Genomic DNA, 16281 nt, shown 5'->3' on the forward strand with positions numbered 1-16281 from the left:
AGTCTCGTAGCAGTTCGCCCAGCAACAGCGAGCAGAGCAGTAACAGTTAAATTCGGGTTTTTCGAAAAGCACGAAACACAGGATGAACCGTGAGGAATCTACGTTCCTGACCCCGCGGGCGTATTCGCGCCTGAAGCGGGCGACCGAGACCTACCGCGAGGAGCTGGTCGTCTCGCTCATGGGGGAAGCCGGGCTGCGCCCGAGTGAGGTCGCCCGCTTCACCCCCCGCGACCTGGTCGAACAAGAACGCGACGGGGAGACGCACGCCTTCCTCAGGATTTCGAGCGACGAGCGCGAACGGGCGGCGTATTTGCTCCCGGACGTGGCCCACGACCTGCGCAAGTTCGTTGCGGTGAACGACCGCGACCCCGACGACGACGTGTTCGACGTGAGTCCGCGACGCATCCAGATGCTGGTTACCGACGTCGCCGCACGAACCGACGACGAGCGACTGCAATCGGTCTCGCCCCGCGACCTGCGCCAGTACTACGCCCACCATCTCCTCGAATGCGAGGGCATCCATCCGCAGGTCGTCAGAGCCGTCGGCGGGTGGAAGAGCCTCGAAAGCCTCGACCCCTATCTCGAACCACCCTCAAGAGCGGCCATCATCGACGCGTTCGAACCGCTTCGTGCGCCGCATGGGCAGGAGGGCACAGAACCGAACGATGCGCCGTCGGCGCGAAGCGACGCGCTGCTCTCGTGCGTCCACGCACTCGGGACGGAACTCGCAGACGCCACGACACGCGAGGAGGTAGAACGGGCGACGTGTGAGGTGCTCGCCGGGGAGTACCGCACCGTGTGGGTGTGCGACGAACAGGGCGTCCCCCGGACGTACGCGAACCACCGCGAGGGCGAGACTGACCTGCGGGACATCGTGGACGAGGCCGGCGGCGTCGACAGCTTCGAGGGCGAATCACAGGCGATCGTCATCCGAAACGTCCTCGCCCACGTCGGCGGGCGGCTCACGGGCTGTGCGCTCGTCGTCGCCCCACTCAAGTCGAACGAACGCGTCAACGGACTGCTCTGTGTGGCCCACCCGTCGGTCGAGTCGGCCGACCGCGAACTGCTCACGGACGTTGCCAGACGGGTCGGCGAGGTCATCACGTCGCTCGAACGAAAACGTCTCCTGCTCGCCGACACCGGGGTCGAACTGGCGTTTCGGACGACCGATTCACAGGACTTCCTCGTCGCCACCGCCCAGCGACTCGGTTGTGGGTTCGAAGTCGAAGGCGTCGTCCCGGTCGAAGACCACGCCCTCCTCTACTTCGTGACCGTCCGCGGGGCCGAAGTGCGGGCCGTTCTCGACGCAATCGACGACACCGACTCGGTCACCGAAGCGCGGCTGATTCGCGACTTCGCGTCGGGAGCCCTCCTCGAGTTCGTCGTGACCGACCAGACGGTCGTTTCGACGCTCGTCGCACGCGGTGGAACCGTCGAGACGATGACCGTCGAAGACGGCGTCGCTGAGGTGGCGGGCGTGTTCTCGCGGCGCACCGACGTTCGAGCGGTGGTCGAGGACCTGACCGACGTGTTCGCAGACTCAGAACTCGTCTCGAAGCGAGAAATCGAGCGGCCCACCCAGACCAGTTCGGGCCCGCGACAGGTGATGACAGACAGCCTCACCGAGAAACAGCGCTCGGTACTCCGGGCGGCCTACTTTTCGGGCTACTTCGAGTGGCCCCGTGGCTCGACCGCAGAGGAGCTGGCTGCCTCGATGGACGTCTCGTCGCCGACGCTGCACAATCACCTCCGGAAGGCTCAACAGAAGGTACTCACCGCTGTCATCGAGGACGCAGACGCCGCGGTTCGGGAGTGAACGCCGGATATACAGTACGGTCAATTGATACAGGCTGGTTAGTGGGCTCCGGTGGTGGCCCGTTCGTTAGGCTGGTGTACTAACTACACAGCTCTGAAGAAAGTCGTCGATACAGGTAGATTATACTCACCCAACCACCTCATAACTTTAGTAACCTAATTCGTCCTAATAATTACACCTCCTATCACATCGGATTCGGAGGTGAAGGTGTGTAACTGATGGTATCGAAAGCCACACAACAAGAGATGGAGGGAATGCTCGGCCAAGTTCCGAGTTGGATGGAGAACTTGGCAGAATCGGCGAGTGAACACAGTTGGGGGCTCTTTCGCGACCTCAACTTGGGAGAAGACACCGAACTGTCCGCGCGCGAGAAAGCACTCATTGGGGTCGGCGTCGCAGCCGCGATTAGCTGTCCTTTCTGTACCTACTTCCACACGGAGGAGGCGCGGTTGAGTGGCGTCAAGGACGAGGAGCTCAAGGAAGCTGTCAACCTCGCCGCCGACACGAAATACTTCTCGACGATTCTCCACGGGAATGAGACCGACCTTGACGATTTCAAAACTGAAACGGACGAAATTGTCAAATACATCACCGAGCAGCAGGCAACCGCAGACGACTAACGGGACAGCAACGAGGGAAGCAGTCTCACTCTCGATTATTTTTCTGCGAACCCGACGCTTCAAGCTACCCATGCTGATTCAATACGACAGTAATTCGATGAGTTTGGCCGTATGAGACCGCTGATACTCTCGATGAGATTCGAAGTTTCCGAATCGAACGATCAACGACTGAGGAGTCAACAGAGCCGTTTCGTAAGAAATCTCCATCTCTCAGGTGCGACGGCAACAGCCGCCCGAGACAGGCTAAGAGAGACTATTTGCCGCGACCGCTCGCGGTGCGTTTTTCGCGAAGTTAGTATAATTAGTTACACCCTTTATACCCTAATATAATGGTTGTCAACACGGCTCACTATGTCGCAGGACACCAACACCGAACTGGAGGCTCGGTTGGCAGAACAGGAGCGGTTCAGCCCGCCTGAATCGTTCGTACAGCAAGCGAACGTGGCGGACGAGGGCATCTACGACGAGTTCGAAAACGAGTGGCCGGACTGCTGGGAACAGGCCGCCGACGTACTCGACTGGGAGACGGACTACGACACCGTTCTCGACGACTCGAACCCACCGTTTTTCGAGTGGTTCACGGGCGGGTCGCTCAACGCCTCGGCGAACTGCATCGACCGACACCTCGACGAACACGGTGACGAAGCCGCCATCGAATGGGTCGGCGAACCGACCGACGAGGCAAATCGAACCTACACCTACCGGGAACTCCACCGCGAGGTGAACGAGTTCGCGGCCGCACTCCGGGACCTCGGCGTCGAGGAGGACGACATCGTCACCCTCTACATGCCGATGATTCCAGAGCTCCCGATTGCGATGCTCGCGTGTGCGAGAATCGGGGCGCCGCACTCGGTGGTGTTCGCCGGCTTCTCCGCCGACGCACTCGCCACCCGGATGAACGCGGCGGACTCTGCGTACCTCGTCACGTGTGACGGCTACTATCGGCGCGGTGACCCCCTCGAACACAAGGCGAAGGCCGACGAGGGGCTTTCGGGCGTCGAACACGACGTGGAGACGGTCGTCGTCGACCGCCTCGACGAAGACTACGACCACCCGATGGAGGCCAGCCAGCACGACTACGACGAACTCGTCGCCGCCCAGGAAGGCGCGACCGTCGACCCCGTCTCCCGGGACGCAGAGGACATGCTGTTCCTGATGTACACCTCGGGCACGACGGGTCAGCCGAAAGGCGTCAAACACACCACGGGCGGCTACCTCGCCTACACCGCGTGGACCTCGCAGGCCGTCCTCGACGTAAAAGCCGAGGACACCTACTTCTGTGCCGCAGACATCGGCTGGATTACCGGCCACTCCTACATCGTCTACGGCCCGCTCGCGCTCGGGACGACCACGATGATGTACGAGGGGACGCCGGACTATCCCGAGAAAGACCGCCTCTGGGAAATCGTCGACGAATACGACGCGAACCAACTGTACACCGCGCCGACGGCGATTCGCGCGTTCATGAAGTGGGGCGCAAAGTACCCAGACGAACACGACCTCTCGTCGCTGCGTCTGCTCGGAACGGTCGGTGAACCAATCAACCCGCGTGCGTGGAAGTGGTACTACAAGCACATCGGCGGCGAGGAGTGTCCCGTCGTGGACACCTGGTGGCAGACCGAAACCGGCGGCATGATGATAACCACCCTGCCGGGTGTCGGTGAGATGTCGCCCGGGTCCGCGGGGCCACCGCTGCCGGGCATCGACGCCCGCATCGTCGACACGGAGGGCAACGAGGTCGACGCGGGCCGCGCCGGCTACCTGACTGTGAACAAGCCGTGGCCGGGGATGCTCCGGACGCTCTATCAAAACGACGAGCGCTACATCGAGGAGTACTGGCGCACCTACTCGGACACCAACAGCGACGACCCCGACGACTGGGTCTACTTCCCCGAAGACGGCGCGAAGATTTCTGAAGACGGCTATATCACCGTCCTCGGGCGGGTCGACGACGTCATCAACGTCTCCGGCCACCGCCTCGGGACGATGGAAATCGAATCGGCCATCGTGGACGTTGAAGGCGTCGCCGAAGCCGCCGTGGTTGGCGGCCATCACGACGTGAAAGGCGAGGCGGTTTACGCCTACGTCATCACCGAAGACGGCTACGAGGGCGACGACGAGATGGCCGAGCGTATCATCGAGGGCGTCAACTCGGCCATCGGGCCAATCGCCCGCCCCGAGCAGGTCGTCTTCACGCCGGAACTGCCAAAGACGCGCTCTGGCAAAATCATGCGCCGCCTCTTAGAGGACATCGCGAACGGCGACGAACTCGGGAATACCTCGACGCTCCGGAACCCGGAAATCGTCTCCGAAATCGCCGCGAAGGTACAGGACGACTGACCACGCCATTCCAATTTTTTTAGACGGTACAACGCACGACCCCACAACCCACACCCACCCATGCAAGAAAACAACACGCACGATTCGACAGGGTCCTCGTCGGTGGAGACGGACGGCGGGACGCTCACACAGGCCGCACAGCAACACAGACGCACGAACTATCTGGAAGAGGAGGTGAACCTCCTGAGTCCATCGACTGCGTTCATGCGAGACCACCTCAAAATCGTCTGGGCCAGTTTCGCCATCTGGGCGCTCATCGTCTTCGGGCCGGTGACGGCCACCGTCGTCGCGCCCGACGTGATGACGACGACGATTCCGGGAATTGGCTTCCCGCTTCACTACTTCCTCGTCGCCTTCGGCGCACCGACCGGGGCGCTCGTGCTGGCGGCCGTCTACGCTCGCCAGCGCGACAAACTCGACGAGAAGTACGGCATCGACCACGGCACTGCCGGGTCGGCGTCGAAGAAGGCCGGAACGAGTGACTCGAAGGCCGCGAGCGGAGGTGCAGACCAGTGATACTCCCATTGCAGGCGGAGGCGCTCGACATCTCGTTCAAGCTCGTCCCCGCAATCATCGTCTTCCTGATGATGGCGTCGTTCCTCGTCATCGGTTACATCTTCAAAGTGGCAGACACCGAGGGGATGTGGGTCGCCGGACGCGGCATCGGGAACATCGAGAACGGCATGGCAATCGGCGCAAACTGGATGTCCGCGGCGTCGTATCTCGGACTCGCGGGGCTGGTCGCCCTCTCCGGGTTCTACGGCCTCGCGTTCATCGTCGGCTGGACGACCGGCTACTTCGTCCTGCTCATCTTCCTCGCCGCACAGATGCGTCGGTTCGGGAAGTACACGGCTCCTGACTTCGTTGCAGACCGATTCAACTCGCCGACGGCCAGGGCGCTCGCGGCGTTTACCACCCTACTCATCGCGTACGTCTACTCGGTCGGCCAGGCCCGCGGCATGGGACTGGTCGGCCAGTACGTCTTCGGCCTCGATATCATCCCGATGATCGTCGTGATGATGACCATCACCGTCGGCTACCTCGCGCTCTCGGGAATGCTCGGGGCGACCAAGAACATGGCCGTCCAGTACGTCATCCTCATCATCGCGTTCCTCGCCGGCGTCTACGTCGTCGGCTTCACGCAGGGGTACTCCACGATTCTCCCGCAAATCGAGTACGGGATGCTGATAAACGACCTCGGTCGGGAGTTCTCCGCGCCGTTCGAGAACGCCTCGTACTACATCTGGATCGCGACGGCCTTCTCGCTCATCTTCGGAACCTGCGGCTTGCCCCACGTTCTCGTTCGATTCTATACGGTCAAGAGCGAGCGAACCGCCCGCTGGTCGACCGTCTGGGGCCTGTTCTTCATCCTCCTGCTCTACTGGGCCGCCCCCGCGATGGCCGCCTTCGGCGTCGACCTGTTCGCGCAAGTGAACAACATCGGGCCGGATGCCGTCTTCAGCGGTTCACAGGCGATGTCCGGCGCGGAGGGCGACGTCATCGTCGTCCTCGCCGCGCAGTTCGCGAACCTGCCGCGCTGGTTCGTCGGCCTCGTCGCCGCCGGCGCGATGGCCGCGGCGATTGCGACCACCGCTGGCCTGTTCATCACGGCCTCGTCGGCCGTGGCTCACGACATCTACGCAGAACTCATCAACAAAGACGCGACCCAGCGCCAGCAGGTGCTCATCGGGCGGGCGACCATCGTCGTCATTGGCGCGCTCGTCACCGTGACCGCGTTCAACCCGCCGGCGCTCATCGGCGAACTCGTCGCCTACGCGTTCTCGCTCGCCGGGACGGTGCTGTTCCCGATGTTCTTCCTCGGCCTCTGGTGGGAGAACACGAATCGAGAGGGCGCACTCGCCGGGATGACCGTCGGCCTCCTGCTCTGGATAACGTCGGTCGTAAACAGCGTGCTCCCGGCCTACGTCCCGTTCCTCGCCGACATCGCAGGTGGCTCAGGGCAGGCACTCATCCCGATTTACGCCCAGTACGTGCCCCCAATCGGGGCCGCACTGGTCGGGACGCCGCTCGTCTTCCTCGTCACCATCGCCGTCTCGCTCGCGACGCCGGAACCGCCGATGGAGATAAAGCAGATGGTCCGCCAGTGTCACAGCCCCGAACCGATGGGCCAGCAACAGTCCGCAGAGGACTTCGTCAACAAAAGCGGCGGCAAGACCCCCGCTGACGACTAATCCATGTACCAAGACATCCTCATTCCGACCGACGGAAGCGACACGGCGAGCGTCGCCATCGACCACGCTGTCGACCTCGCCGCGACGTACGGAGCGAAACTGCACGCCCTGTACGTCGTCGACATCGACGCGGTGAACTTCGGCCTCGGCACCGAGCAGGTAGACCGCATCACGCAGGGTAACTTCGGCGAGATGACCGAGTTACAGGAGAAGGCAGACGCGGCGACCGGTGCGGTAGCGGCTGCGGCCGCCTCCCGCGACGTGCAGGTGCACGAAGAAGTGCGCGTCGGGGCACCGCACGAGGTCATCGCAGACTACGCAGACGACGCGGGAGCCGACCTCGTCGTGATGGGCAGCCACGGCCGGTCGGGCGTCAAGCGAGCGCTCCTCGGGAGCGTCACCGAGCGCGTCCTCCGGACGACCCACCGGCCGGTGCTCGTCGTGGACGAACGAGGTGGCACCTGAGATGGGCGACGACGGGATTGCAACCGACGGCGGACTCGTCGCGACCGTTCGGAACCACGTCCGCGAACACCGCGACGGGATGGTCGTCGACCTCGTGTTCGCGATTGGCTGGGTCACCGGCGTGACCATCCTGTTCGACGTCGTGCAGGGACCAGAATGGGCCTACCAGCTCTGCCTGCTCTGTGGCGTCGTCGCCTACTTTGGCTTCTTCGCCTCGCTGTCGGTGGCGAACGACGGCCAGTAGGCCGGTTTCTCCACACGCAGGTTTCTCGAACCATCATTATTCTCCACTGGAAGCGAAGGGGTCTATCGTGCACGTTTCACGCAATCGCTTAACCCACTCCAGCCACGAGAGCACCCATGCACGTTGCGCTGTTGACCGTCGGCGACGAACTGCTCGCTGGCGATATCGATAACACGAACGCGTCGTGGCTGGCGCGGCAGTTGGGCGACCGGGGCGTCTCGGTCGTGCGAATTCTCGTGGTTCCCGACGACGAGGAAGTCATCGCAGACCACGTCCGGGCCTACAGCACCGAGTTCGACGCCGTCGTCGTGACCGGCGGCCTTGGCGGCACGCCAGATGATGTGACGATGGCAGCCGTCGCCCGCGCTTTCGACCGGGAGTTGGTGGTGAACGACGCGGCGCTCGTCGCCGTCGAAGAGCGACTCGCCGAGGTGGCAGACCGCTATCCTGACCTCGAAATCGATGCCGAGGCGGAAGCCTCTATTCCCGAGGGGGCGCGGGTGCTCGTCAACGACGCGGGCCTCTCGCCGGGGTGTGTCGCGAACAACGTCTACGCCCTCCCCGGAATCCCCTCGGAGATGAAGGCCATGTTCGAACAGGTGGCAGACGAATTTTCGGGCGCGATGCAGACGCGGACGCTCTACACGCCGACGCCGGAGGGGCAGTTGCTCGGCGTACTCGGTGCGGTGCGAGAACGGTTCGACGTGGAAATCGGCTGCTATCCGAACCGCGAACAGCGGCGCAATCGGCTGAAACTCAGAAGCGAGGACGCGGCGGCACTCGACGCCGCAGAAACGTGGTTGCGCGACGAAATCGAGACGGTCTGATTACTGAGAAGGGTCGTCGAACGGCTTCGTCGGTGGGTCGACCGCCGGGCGGCCCGGGCGTACCTGCGTCGGCCCGCTCGACTGGATGATGTCGAAGGCGGTCATAAGGTCCGTCCGCGAGATGAGGCCGAGGAATCCGCCGAATTCGTCGACGACGAGCAGGCGACCGATGCCGTTCTGTTGCATGCGCTGGAGGGCATCGAGCGCGTTGCTCTCTGGGGAAATCGTGTGGAGTTCGTCGCTCATCACGTCGGAGACGGTGTAGGCGTCGCGTTCGACTTCCTTCACTTCGCGGGCGTCGCCGAGAGTCACGAGGCCGACGAGTTCGCCGTTTCGCATGACTGGGTAGCCGGTGTGGCGCTCTGCGAACATCCGCCGGAGCAGTTCCGTGACCGAGTTGTCCGGACTCACCGAATCGACCTGGTCTTCTGGCGTCATGATGTCGCGGACGCGAACGCCCTCGAAGGCGGCCTTCATCGTCATCTGCTGGCTCTCTGAGGAGGCTCCGATGTAGATGAAGAAAGCGATGGCGACCATGAAGATGCCACCGCCGCCGAACAGGCCGATGAGCGCGAGGAAGATGGCGAACGCTTTGCCCACTTCTGCGGCGATGCGGGTGGCCTGGGCGTAGGGGCGATTCCGGGCGAGCAGGGCGCGAAGCACGCGGCCACCGTCCATCGGGAAGCCCGGCAGGAGGTTGAACGCCGCGAGCGCGAAGTTGGTGAGCGCCAGGTAGCCAATCACGAACTTGATGGGGTCACTGAAGCCGGGAATCGAGATAAGCACGAGGTAGAAGATGATTCCCTGCGCGATGCTGACGATGGGGCCGGCGATGGCGATGAGGAGTTCCTGCTTCCAGTTTTCGGGCATCTCGGTGAGCTGGGCCACCCCACCGAGCAGCCAGAGTTTGATGGAGGCGATGGGGTAGCCAAACCGCATCGAGACCAGCGAGTGGCCAAGTTCGTGGAGGACGACGCCGACGAACAGGCCAACGGCGCTGACCGCGCCGAGAATGAGCGGGCGCTGGCTGCCGTTCAGATTCGCCGGGTCGATACCCGTCCCCCAGAGGTCGTTCAACGTCCCCGCCCACAGCCCGACCTGCGTTCCGATGAGCCAGGCGAACACTGGCAGGACCAACAGAAATGTCAGGTCGAGTTTGATCGGGATGCCAAAGAGCCGCCCGATCTGGAAACTACGCATGCCCCATGGTAAGCGCGCAATCGCCTTAAGAGCGCGTGCTCTGTCAGAAAGCTACACGTTTCAGTCGAGATATGTGCTGGTGGGGCGACGTGACCAAATCTTAACCCGACGCGCTGGGTAGAGGACGTATGACCGAAACGCCAGTACCCCTCGTGCGTCGCGCCGCAGACATCGAGTACGAACCCGTCGGCGCGGCCGAGGGAATGCAAAAAGGCGTCCTCCTGAGCGAGGACCAAGGGGCTCCGCATTTCGCCATCCGACGATTCGTCCTCGACCCCGGTGCGTCCGTCCCGAAACACACGAACGAAGTCGAACACGAACAGTACGTCCTCGCCGGAGAGTACACCGTCGGCATCGGCGACGAGGAGTACACCGTCTCCGCGGGCGACTCACTACTGATTCCCGCGGGCGTGGTCCACTGGTACCTAAACGAGAGCGACGAAGAGGGGTCGTTCCTCTGTGCGGTTCCGAACGGTGACGACGCTATCGAACTCGTCGAGTAGCGAGCGGCCTAAGTACCCCGGCCCGCGTATTCGCGAACGTGTCACAGCAGCTCGCCCGGGTCGACACGCTGTTCCTCCACGAGGTTGGCGACTACTACCTCGTATCCGTCATGCGGGACGGAGAGCGGGTCTTTCGCGCCCGGCTCGAACTCAAAGAGACGAACGCCGGTCCGCGACCCGCCCGCTTTCGGGTGATTCGCGGGTCGAGCGAGGAGCCACGCAGCCCCGACCAGTTCGTCGAGATCGCCCGGCGAGCCACGCGTATCCGCATCTCAGAGCAGACCTCCCAGCACGCAGCAGAAGAACTCCGAGAGATGCTCGCCGGCTACCAACTCGAAGCCACTCGCGTGCGCACCTGTCGGATTTGTGCTGGTGAAGGACGGTACTCGCCGCTCACGAGCAAGACGGCCATCGAAACCGACCGCGAGCACATCTGTACCGACTGTGCGAAACGCGAACTCGAACGGGAACTCTCTTTCCAGGGCGACCTGACCGCGACGGCGGTCGAACGCCTCGAAGAACTCCTGCTTTCGGTCCAGAACTTAGAGCGCATCACGAACCTGCTCAAGGGGAACTTAGACCCCGACCTGACGAAATTCGACGAGATTTCGGCCACCGTCGAGGACGTCAACCCGGTCAAGACGGACGAACTCAAGATGCACCCAGGCATCAAGGACCTCCTCGCAGACCGGTTCGATACCTTGCTCCCCGTCCAGAGCCTCTCGGTCAGAAATGGGCTGCTCGACGGCAACGACCAACTCGTCGTGAGCGCGACGGCGACGGGCAAGACGCTCATCGGGGAGATGGCCGGCATCAACAACCACCTGAACAACAAGGGGAAGATGCTGTTTCTCGTGCCCCTCGTCGCCCTCGCGAACCAGAAACACGAGGACTTCAAGAAACGCTACGGCCACCTCGGCAAAGTCACGATTCGAGTCGGCGCGAGCCGAGTCCAGGACAACGGCAACCGCTTCGACCCGAACGCCGACGTAATTGTGGGAACCTACGAGGGGATCGACCACGCGCTGCGGACGGGCAAGGACCTCGGTGACATCGGCACCGTCGTCATCGACGAGGTGCACATGCTCGAAGACGAGGGGCGAGGCCACCGCCTCGACGGCCTCATCGCCCGGCTGAAACACTACTGCGAGCAGCGCGCAAAACGCAAGCAGTCGTACAAGGGGGCGCAGTGGATTTACCTCTCTGCAACCGTCGGCAACCCGAAGTGGCTGGCAAAACGGCTGGAAGCCACGCTCATCGAGTTCGAAGAGCGGCCCGTGCCAATCGAGCGCCACGTCACGTTCGCCTCGGGGGCCGAGAAGCCGCGCATCGAAAACAAACTCGTCAAACGCGCCTTCGACACCAAGTCCTCGAAGGGCTACCGAGGGCAGACGATTATCTTCACGAACTCCCGGCGGCGCTGTCACGAGATTTCGCGAAAACTCGAGTACAACGCCGCGCCGTACCACGCCGGCCTCGACTACAAGCGGCGGAAAAAGGTCGAAAGGATGTTCGCAGAGCAGGAACTGGCGGCAGTCGTCACGACAGCCGCACTGGCCGCTGGGGTCGACTTTCCGGCTTCGCAGGTCATCTTCGACTCGCTCGCGATGGGTATCGAGTGGCTCTCCGTCCAGGAGTTCCACCAGATGCTCGGGCGTGCGGGCCGCCCCGACTACCACGACAAGGGTGTCGTCTACCTGCTCGTCGAGCCGGACGGGTCCTACCACGGCAGTATGGAGCGCTCTGAGGACGAGGTGGCCTTCACCCTGCTCAAAGACGAGATGGAATCGGTGCGGACGCCGTACGACGAGGACGCCGCCATCGAGGAGACGCTCGCGAACCTCGTCGTTGCGGGGAAGGGCGCAAAGCGCCTGAATGACCGGATGCTCGGCGATTTCTCGACGAAACACGCAATCGGAAAACTCCTCCAGTACGAGTTCATCGACGGGTTCGAACCGACACCCCTCGGGCGGGCGGTGACGCGTCACTTCCTCTCGCCGCCCGAGGCGTTCGCCATGTTAGACGGCATTCGGAAGGGCCTCGACCCGTACGAAATCGTGGCGAACATCGAGTTGCGCGACGAGGAATCCTGACGACCGCACTCTTTTTGGCAGTTGCAAAATACATACTGCTGTGGTAGTAACAGCGCTTGACCCAGGAGCCCTGGTGGTTTTCGCCATCATCCTCGTAGCGCTGTTCCTCTTTGCAACCGAACCCGTCCCAGTCGATATCACCGCCATCGGCATCATGGTCGCGCTGATGGTGTTCGGGCCGCTGACCGGCATCACACCCGAAGACGGCATCTCCGGGTTCGCCAGTCCGGCGACGGTGACCGTCCTCGCGATGTTCATTCTGAGCTACGGCATTCAGCGAACCGGCGTGGTCCAGATGCTCGGGACGTGGGTGGGGCGATATACACGCGAAAGCGAGAGCAGACAGTTATTCGCGACGATGGGCATCGTCGGCCCCATCTCGGGGTTCATCAACAACACGGCAGCTGTGGCGATTCTCCTGCCGATGGTGACCGACCTCGCGCACAAGGGACGTACCTCGCCGTCGAAACTCCTGATTCCCCTCTCCTACGCCTCGATGTTCGGCGGGATGCTGACGCTCATCGGAACCTCGACCAGCATCCTCGCGTCTGACCTCTCGGGGCGACTGCTCGGGCGGTCGTTTACGATGTTCGAGTTCACGCAACTCGGGGCCATCGTGACCGTGGTCGGCATCATCTACCTGCTCGTCGTCGGCCGGTTCCTCCTCCCAGAGCGTATCAAGCCGGAAGAGGACCTGACTGAGGAGTATCAGATGGCCGAGTACCTGACCGAAGTGGTCGTCCGCAAGGATTCGCCCATCATCGGCCAGACCGTCCAGGAAGCGCTCAAGGAGACGGACTTCGACGTGGACCTGATTCAACTGATTCGCAACGATGCGGTCTTCCTCGAACCACTCGGCCCGAAGACGATTCAGGCGGGGGACATTTTCGCGGTGCGTACCGACCGCCGGACGCTCGTCCAACTCCTCGACGCGGAGGGCCTCGACCTGCTTCCCGAAGTCAAGGTCACCGACGAGGAACTGGAGAAGATGGGCGAAGGGCGCAACCTGGTCGAGATGGTCGTCGCCCCCTCTTCTGCGCTCGTCGGGCAGTCGCTCTCGACGGCGAACTTCCGCCAGCGCTACGACGCCACCGTCCTCGCGGTGCGTCGTGGTGGGGAACTCATCCGCCAGCGGATGGACAACTCCCCGCTTCGGGCGGGTGACACGCTGCTCGTGCAGGCGACCACCGAAAGCATCAACCGCCTCAGCCGGAATCGAAACTTCATCATCGCCCAGGAAGTCGAACGCCCTGACTATCGTGAGTCGAAGATTCCAATCGCCGTCGGCATCGTCGTCGGCGTCGTCGCGCTCGCCGCGCTCAACGTCGTGCCCATCGTCGTCTCCGCACTCGGCGGGGCGATTGCCATGGTCGCAACCGGCTGTCTCCGCCCACCAGAGGTGTACGAAGCCGTCCAGTGGGACGTCATCTTCCTGCTCGCGGGCGTGATTCCCCTCGGCATCGCGATGGAGCGCACGGGCGCAGCAGAGTTCCTCGCCAACCTCATCGTGATGTCTGCGGACGTGTTGCCAGCAATCGGCGTGCTCGGCGTGTTCTACATCGGAACGGCTCTGCTCACGAACATCATCAGCAACAACGCGAGCGTGGTGCTCATGATTCCGGTGGCGATTCAGGCCGCCGCCGACATCGACGCGAACGCCTTCTCGTTCGTCCTCGCGGTGACGTTCGCCGCCTCGACGGCGTTCATGACGCCCGTTGGCTACCAGACCAACCTGTTCGTCTACGGGCCGGGTGGCTACAAATTCATGGACTTTGTGAAGGTAGGCACGCCGCTGCAACTGGTGTTCGCCGTCGTGACGACAGTGGGCATTTACATGATTTGGGGCGTGTAGGTCGGTAGCAAACCGACAGACGCGGAACGAAACCCTTTACAACTGCTGCCGATAAGCCAGTAATGCGGGACCATGGGGTAGCTTGGTATCCTTCAGCGTTTGGGACGCTGTGACCCTGGTTCAAATCCGGGTGGTCCCATAATTCTCTCGCGAGCAAATTGGCGAGCGAGAGCCTTCTGACGAGCCGCGGATTTGAACAAAGGAGCGACAGCGACTGGGGTTCAAATCCGGGTGGTCCCATTTCTGTGCGACGAACGCACGTGAGGAGGCAGAAATGGACAGCAACCAGTTTGAGCAGAGAGCAACTCGCAACGTTGCGACCGAGTTCAAATCCGGGTGGTTCCGTACCCATCACCACAAAACTTCTACACGTTCAATCAGAAGTGAGCGTATGACGACGGCGACGGGCAACGATTCTGCGGAAATTTCCGACGCGGCAGTGCAGGAGATGGTCGAGAACCTCAAGTCGGACTGGGAGGCCGAATCGGTCGAACGAAGCCCCCACGGCACGGATTTCGTCGCGAAACTCGACGTGAAAACGTCCTTCGAGCGACGAGTGGTCGTACTCAAGGCGACGACGGCTGATTTCGTGGACCCCGTCATTGCACGGGCAGAACCGCGACTGCTCGCGTTGGTCGGACTGAAGACGACCATTCCCGTCCCGGAGGTTTTCGGCTACTGTGACGACCACGAGCGGTTTCCCGCGCCGTTCTATCTGATGGAATACGTCGAGGGGGAGAATTTCGAAGGCGAGGCGAGCCAACTCTCCTTCGATGCCCGGACGCAGATTCTCCGAGAGGCGGGTCAAAATCTCGCGGAACTCCACGAGCTCGGCCCGCTCGATGGCGCGGGGAAAGTCGGGGTTCGGGATGAGGAACTGGCCGTCCTGGATACTGACGAACACCCTCGCTACGACGATTTGCGCGAAAAGGTGCTGGCGGACAGTGAGGGAACGCTCGACAGCTTAGCCGAGGGCGGTTTCTTCCCGGACCTCGCGGAGAAACCCGAGCGGTTCGCCGACCTCGTGCCGGGCGTACGGGAGTATCTCCGGGACGCGATTCCCGCGCTGTCGGAACCCGAAGCACCGACCTACTGCCACTGGGACTACCGCCTTGGGAACCTGCTCGTCGATCCGGAGACGGGCGCGACGAAGGCGGTTCTCGACTGGGCGAATCTGTCTGCGGCAGAGCCGGCGTACAACCTCGCACAGACGGAATTCTACCTGCTGCATCCGGAGGAAGACGGACCGGAGCAGACGGCAACCCTCCGCGAGACCTTCAGGACGGCCTACACCGAGGCGCGAAGTGGGTGGGCGTTCGACGAGGCGACCCGAGAGCGAATGGCAGTCTACAGCCTCACCACTCGGCTGGGCGCGATGGCCTGTCTCCCGCTGTGGTATCAGGATGCGTCAAGCGAGGAGCGAGACGAGCGGGCCGCGGAGCACCGGACGTTCGTCGAGCGGTATCTCTAAAGATCAGCCCTGGCGCGCTCGCCACTCGTCTTCGAGCACCCCATACAGCAGTAAATCGATGTACTCGTGGTCGATGAAGCCGCCATCGCGGAGCAGGCCTTCCTGCCTGAACCCGAGCTTTTCGAGGACGCGCTTTGACCCCTCGTTGAAGTCGTAGACGTAAGCGATGATTTTGTGGAGGCGTCGGTGGCCGAATCCGTAGTCGGTGATGAGCGAAACGGCCTCGGTGGCGTAGCCGTTGCCCCACTCGTCGGGAGCGATCCAGTAGCCGAGTTGGCCCGACCCGTGAACCGTATCGAAATCCGTGAGGCTGACGAAGCCAACGGGGTCGCCGTCCGCGCAAATCAGGAGTTTGGCGTCGTCGCCTTTGCTCCACGATTCGTACCACTGCTCTTCCTGAAGTTCGTTCACTGGGTTCGCTTTGGCGAGCGAGTGCCAGACGCGGGGGTCGTTCGCGTGTCGCTGGATGAACGGCAGGTCGTCGCGGGCGACGGTATGCAGGGAGACGTTCTCACCGGGAAGAAAGACGGGGCCGGGCATCAGCGAATCACTGAGTGAGGCGATGTCGGCTTCCTATTTAGGGGTTCGCCCGGGTGGCATTCACTTTCAGTCTGCCCTTTGCCAAACTACTTAGCCGATGGTGGATTACATTTTCCTT

Annotated in this window: 14 protein-coding genes and 1 tRNA gene; 13 read left to right on the top strand and 2 right to left on the bottom strand. The window is 62.5% G+C overall.

Features of this window, described 5'->3' with window-relative positions; genetic code table 11:
* The first annotated feature begins 82 nt into the window (after window positions 1–82).
* The 8 genes from P0648_RS00830 to P0648_RS00865 all read left to right on the top strand — a co-directional run bounded on the left by P0648_RS00830 (window position 83) and on the right by P0648_RS00865 (window position 8504).
* Window positions 83–1816: a bacterio-opsin activator domain-containing protein gene (locus P0648_RS00830; protein WP_276246138.1), complete on the top strand. Its 1734-nt coding sequence runs from the start codon at window positions 83–85 to the stop codon at window positions 1814–1816.
* 245 nt (window positions 1817–2061) lie between these two features.
* Entirely contained in the window at window positions 2062–2436 is a 375-nt protein-coding gene (locus P0648_RS00835) for a carboxymuconolactone decarboxylase family protein (RefSeq protein ID WP_369685108.1), read from the top strand.
* Window positions 2437–2787: 351 nt separating this feature from the next.
* On the top strand, window positions 2788–4776 hold the full coding sequence (acs, locus tag P0648_RS00840) for an acetate--CoA ligase (protein WP_277504901.1): 1989 nt from the start codon (window positions 2788–2790) through the stop codon (window positions 4774–4776).
* A gap of 60 nt (window positions 4777–4836) precedes the next feature.
* Window positions 4837–5292 (top strand): DUF4212 domain-containing protein, encoded by a 456-nt coding sequence (locus P0648_RS00845; protein WP_277504902.1) that lies wholly within the window; start codon window positions 4837–4839, stop codon window positions 5290–5292.
* On the top strand, window positions 5289–6968 hold the full coding sequence (locus P0648_RS00850) for a cation acetate symporter (protein ID WP_276246134.1): 1680 nt from the start codon (window positions 5289–5291) through the stop codon (window positions 6966–6968). Before P0648_RS00845 ends, P0648_RS00850 begins: the two co-directional genes overlap by 4 nt.
* A gap of 3 nt (window positions 6969–6971) precedes the next feature.
* Window positions 6972–7433 carry a universal stress protein gene (locus P0648_RS00855; protein WP_276246133.1) on the top strand — a complete coding sequence of 154 codons (462 nt, stop codon included), beginning with the start codon at window positions 6972–6974 and terminating at the stop codon, window positions 7431–7433.
* A gap of 1 nt (window position 7434) precedes the next feature.
* Window positions 7435–7677, top strand: coding sequence for a hypothetical protein (locus P0648_RS00860; RefSeq protein WP_276248451.1), 243 nt, complete (start codon window positions 7435–7437; stop codon window positions 7675–7677).
* Between the two features lie 116 nt (window positions 7678–7793).
* Entirely contained in the window at window positions 7794–8504 is a 711-nt protein-coding gene (locus tag P0648_RS00865) for a competence/damage-inducible protein A (RefSeq protein ID WP_276246132.1), read from the top strand.
* On the opposite strand, the gene P0648_RS00870 is transcribed toward P0648_RS00865, so the two are convergent.
* Window positions 8505–9704 (bottom strand): CBS domain-containing protein, encoded by a 1200-nt coding sequence (locus tag P0648_RS00870; RefSeq protein WP_276246131.1) that lies wholly within the window; start codon window positions 9702–9704, stop codon window positions 8505–8507. It abuts the gene before it with no gap.
* Window positions 9705–9832: 128 nt separating this feature from the next.
* Here P0648_RS00870 and P0648_RS00875 point away from each other — a divergent pair, with 128 nt between their 5' ends.
* The 5 genes from P0648_RS00875 to P0648_RS00895 all read left to right on the top strand — a co-directional run bounded on the left by P0648_RS00875 (window position 9833) and on the right by P0648_RS00895 (window position 15623).
* On the top strand, window positions 9833–10207 hold the full coding sequence (locus P0648_RS00875) for a cupin domain-containing protein (protein WP_277504903.1): 375 nt from the start codon (window positions 9833–9835) through the stop codon (window positions 10205–10207).
* Window positions 10208–10245: 38 nt separating this feature from the next.
* Entirely contained in the window at window positions 10246–12300 is a 2055-nt protein-coding gene (locus P0648_RS00880) for a DEAD/DEAH box helicase (protein ID WP_276246129.1), read from the top strand.
* A 40-nt stretch (window positions 12301–12340) separates the two neighbouring features.
* On the top strand, window positions 12341–14152 hold the full coding sequence (locus P0648_RS00885) for an SLC13 family permease (protein ID WP_276274695.1): 1812 nt from the start codon (window positions 12341–12343) through the stop codon (window positions 14150–14152).
* Between the two features lie 66 nt (window positions 14153–14218).
* Window positions 14219–14291 (top strand) — tRNA-Pro (locus P0648_RS00890).
* A gap of 252 nt (window positions 14292–14543) precedes the next feature.
* A complete protein-coding gene (locus P0648_RS00895) occupies window positions 14544–15623 on the top strand; it encodes a phosphotransferase family protein (RefSeq protein ID WP_276246127.1) in 1080 nt (359 codons plus the stop codon).
* 3 nt (window positions 15624–15626) lie between these two features.
* On the opposite strand, the gene P0648_RS00900 is transcribed toward P0648_RS00895, so the two are convergent.
* Entirely contained in the window at window positions 15627–16163 is a 537-nt protein-coding gene (locus P0648_RS00900; protein ID WP_276246126.1) for a GNAT family N-acetyltransferase, read from the bottom strand.
* Window positions 16164–16281: the final 118 nt, after the last annotated feature.

The sequence above is a fragment of the Haladaptatus sp. DYSN1 genome (assembly GCF_029489995.1).
Lineage (GTDB): Archaea > Halobacteriota > Halobacteria > Halobacteriales > Halococcaceae > QDMS2.